Here is a 1,032-nt window from a genome sequence, read left to right as displayed (position 1 = left end):
GCCATACAGGACGTCCGCGATGAGATTGAACAGGACCACAAGGCACGCGAAGACGAAGGTGACGGCCATCACCACCGGCGTGTCGTTGGAAAGGATGGAGGAGATCAGCAGCGAGCCGATGCCGGGGATGCGGAAGATCTGCTCGGTGACGATGGCGCCGCCGAACACCGCCGGCATCTGGAGCGCGATCAGCGTGACGACCGGGATCATCGCATTGCGCATCACATGCTTGACGATGACCTTGGCCTGCCCGAGTCCCTTGGCGCGCGCCGTGGTGACGTAGTCGAGCCGGATCACGTCCAGCATCGCCGAGCGCACGAAGCGCGTCATCGACGCCGCCTGGAACAGGCCGAGCACCGCCACCGGCATGATCGCCTGCCGGATCATCTCCAGCACCCAGCGGATGCCGGTGGCCTTGATGTCGCTGGAATAGACGAAGGGCAGCCAGTCCAGCGTGACCGAGAAGATCAGGATGAACAGGATGCCGGTGAAGAAGGTGGGCAGCGAGAAACCGACGAAGGCCAGTACGTTGGCGATCTGGTCAAACAGCGAATACGGCTTGGTCGCCGCGTAGACGCCGACCGGAATCGCGATCAGGAGCGCCAGGATCTGCGCCGAGCCGATCACATAGAGCGTCGCCGGCAGGCGCTGTAGGATGAGCGCATCGACGTTCATCCGGCTGACGAAGGAAAAGCCCCAATCGCCATGCGCCATGGCGGAGAGCCAGTGCAGGTAGCGCAGATAGATCGGATCGTCGAGGCCGAACTTCGCCCGAAGCGCGGCAGCGACTTCGGGCGGTACGTTCGGATTGGTCGCCAGTTCCGAGAACGGATCGCCGGGGGCGAGCGCCAGCACGACGAACAGCACGAGCGAAATGCCGAGCAGGCTCGGAATGGCGATCAGCAGGCGACGCAGGACATATTGACTCATTGGGAAAGACCCCGCCTAGGCCTGCGCGATCATGCCTCCCGGTACCAGTCGAACAGGTTGTCGGTCTCGTTCGCCCAGCCGCTGATCACGCAAACCAGGTTG

The 1,032-nt window shown here is 63.3% G+C and carries 1 protein-coding gene; it reads right to left on the bottom strand.

Annotation, left to right across the window (positions count from 1 at the left end):
• Window positions 1-930: ABC transporter permease (locus AC1D00_RS42620; RefSeq protein WP_477014849.1), on the bottom strand; the 930-nt coding region annotated here is incomplete at its 3' end.
• Between the last annotated feature and the right edge of the window lie 102 nt (window positions 931-1,032).

The sequence above is a fragment of the Bradyrhizobium sp. P2_E8 genome, assembly GCF_056403875.1.
This window is presented reverse-complemented; position numbering and strand designations above follow the sequence as displayed.